Source organism: Micromonospora sp. NPDC003776, assembly GCF_053605645.1.
Genome location: NZ_JBSGJR010000753.1, coordinates 1 through 2,756, shown reverse-complemented (window position 1 = coordinate 2,756; position 2,756 = coordinate 1). Strand labels below are relative to the sequence as shown.

The following is a 2,756-nucleotide window of genomic DNA, read 5'->3' as shown; positions in this document are numbered from 1 at the left end:
GGCAGGTCACGCGGCGCGAGGTGGGCCGCCGGGGCGGCGAACAGCGCTACGAGCAGTGCCTGCACGCCGACGACCAGGACGGCCAGCAGGACCGCCAGGGACCAGGGGGACCGGAGCCGGGACGACATCATCGCCTCCTAAACGAACGCTCGTTCTCTTTGAACGCAGACTGCACTCCGCACCGCTCTCACGTCAAGAACGAACGTTCGTTTTACACTGTGCGGCGTGCCACGCGTATCCGAAGAACACCGGGCGGCGCGCCGCCAGCAGATCCTCGACGCGGCCCGCCGCTGCTTCCTGCGCGACGGCTTCCACAACACGTCGATGCAGGACGTGATCGCCGAGGCCGGGCTCTCGGTCGGCGCGGTCTACCGCTACTTCCCGAGCAAGAACGACCTGATCACGGCGATCGCCCAGGCCGTCATCGGCGGCGCGGAGGGGGTCTTCGCCGAGCTGGCCGCCGCCGAGCCGCCCCTGCCGCTGGCCGAGGCACTGGACCGGGCGCTGACGTACGTGGACGCGCAGACCGGCCCCGACGGGATGCTGCCGCTGGCCATCCAGGTGTGGAGCGAGGCGCAGCGGGATGCCGTGCTCGCCGAGTTCGTCGCGGCGACGTACGGCCGCTTCCGCGGCCACTTCGTGGCCATCGCCCGCCGGGCCCGGGACGCCGGCGAACTCGCACCGGACGCCGACCCGGAGTCGGTCGGCACCGCCCTGTTCGGCCTGGTCCCCGGCTACTTCATGCAGCGCATCCTCACCGGTTCCCCGGACCGGTCCAGCTACCTCGCCGGCGTCCGCGCCCTGTTCTCCCGCCCGGCCGGTTAGGAGGGGCCCCCTTTACCGCCTCAGGCGTTAAGAAGGGGCCCCTCCCTTCGCCTCAGGCGAGGCGCCAGACCTGGAAGGTGGGGCCGTCGGCGGGCAGCGTCACGGTGCCGTCGGCGTCGGGGCGCAGGGCCGGCGCGCCGCCGTGGACGTTCTCCCCCGCCGGCAGGCCGGCCAGGCGGACCGGGCCGCCGGCCGCGCGGCGGGCCAGCACGAGCACCGTGCCGCTGGCCGCCTCGCGCAGGAAGACCAGGGTGTCCGGGTCCGCGTGCACCCAGCGCAGGCCGCCGTGCCGCAGCGCCGGCTCGGCGCGCCGCAGCGCCAGCAGCGACCGGTACGCGTCGAACGTGCGCCGGTCCCAGCTCTCCGGCCGGTGCCACGGCATCGGGGTACGCGAGCCCTCGCCGTTGCCGCCGGTCAGGCCCAGCTCGTCCCCGGCGAAGACCACCGGGGTGCCCGGCATGGTGGCGAGCAGCCCCGCCGCCACCTCCTGCCGGGCGGCGTCGCCGACCACGGTCCGGATCCGGGCCGAGTCGTGCGACCCGAGCAGCTGCCACGAGTGCACGTACGACCGCCAGGAGATCAGCGACCGGTAGGTGTTCATGGTGGCGAGCACCGCGCCCGCGTCCCGCCGGCGGACCCCGCCCGGGGTGCCGAGGAAGTTCAGCACCGGCTGGTCGCCCTGGCGCAGCCAGGACCAGACCGGGTCGGTGAAGCCGACGTAGTTCATGGTGCCGTGCCAGCCGTCCCGGTCCAGGTCACCGGTGTGGTCGTGGCCGTGCTCGGCGAGCAGCAGCCCGTCGGCCCGGGTGTCGGCGACCACCTCGCGCAGCAGCCGCGCCACTTCGTGGGTGTACGCGTCGGCGCCCCGCCGGCCGGTCATGTTCGCCACGTCGACCCGCCAGCCGTCCAGCCCGTACGGCGGGCGCAGCCAGCGGCGCAGCAGGGAGTCCTCGGCGGTGGCGAAGCGCCGGCGCAGCTCGGCGCTGCCCCAGTTCAACTTCGGCAGCGACTTGACCCCGTTCCAGGACTCGTAGTCCCCGCCGGCCAGGTCGAAGTAGTACAGCTCGCGCTCCGGCGCGTGCACGTCGGAGACCGCGGCGGTGAACCACTGATGGGCGTCGCCGGTGTGGTTGCTGGTGATGTCGCCGAGCAGCCGCCAGCCGCGGGCGTGCACCGCCTCGGCCAGCCGGGCCAGGGCGGCGTCCCCGCCGAGCAGCGGGTCCACCGTGTCGAAGCTGGCCGCGTCGTACCGGTGGTTGGAGCGGGCCGGGAAGATCGGGGTGAGGTAGACGGTGTTCACCCCGAGCCGGTCCAGGTGGTCCAGGTGCTCGGTGACCCCGTCCAGGTCGCCGCCGTAGAACTGGCGCGGCGTCTCCGGGCCGCGGCCGATCACCGGGGTGTCCCAGTCGCAGGGGATCGCCCAGTCCGGGGCGGTCCGGCCGTCCGCGGCGGCGGAGCGGGCGAACCGGTCCGGGAAGATCTGGTAGATCACCGCATCCCGGGCCCAGGCCGGCGGGGGCGCGTAGCTGACCAGCTTGAAGTCGCCGTTGTCCGGCACGTCGTGGTCGACGAGGCCGGCGGCGTTGAGCCACCGGTAGCCCCGCGCGCCCTCGAGCAGGAAGCGGTAGTTGCTGACCGGGTTGCGGACCTCGACGTCGGCCCGCCACCACACGTCACCGCCCTCGGTGCGGTCGACGACGGCCTCGGCGAAGCGCGGCTCGCCGTCGCCGGTGGTCCGGACGTGCACCTGGCGGAGGTCGGTGCCGGCGGGCACCCGGACGAAGACCGGGACGGTCTGCCCGAGCGCCGGCTCCTGCTCGGGGACGTAGGTGGCGGAGCCGTCGTGGTGCGGCTGCAGAGACATGGGCCTGCCTTTCGCGTCGTGCCGACGGGGAGAGGGGCGGGCACCCGCCGCGGTCGGTCACCCGACC

General features: G+C 74.2%; 2 protein-coding genes. One reads left to right on the top strand and one right to left on the bottom strand.

The genetic code is table 11. From position 1 onward, the window contains the following. Positions 1 to 225 precede the first annotated feature (225 nt). On the top strand, positions 226 to 825 hold the full coding sequence (locus ACWEVO_RS34420) for a TetR/AcrR family transcriptional regulator (protein WP_452311591.1): 600 nt from the start codon (positions 226 to 228) through the stop codon (positions 823 to 825). Between the two features lie 52 nt (positions 826 to 877). Here the strand turns inward: ACWEVO_RS34420 and ACWEVO_RS34415 are convergent, their stop codons facing one another. Next, positions 878 to 2,689, bottom strand: coding sequence for a glycoside hydrolase family 13 protein (locus ACWEVO_RS34415; protein ID WP_452311590.1), 1,812 nt, complete (start codon positions 2,687 to 2,689; stop codon positions 878 to 880). Positions 2,690 to 2,756: the final 67 nt, after the last annotated feature.

Coding starts and splice junctions, on each gene's coding strand:
- ACWEVO_RS34415 (WP_452311590.1), bottom strand. CDS start 2,689: ATGTCTCTGCAGCCGCACCACGACGGCTCCGCCACCTACGTCCCCGAG.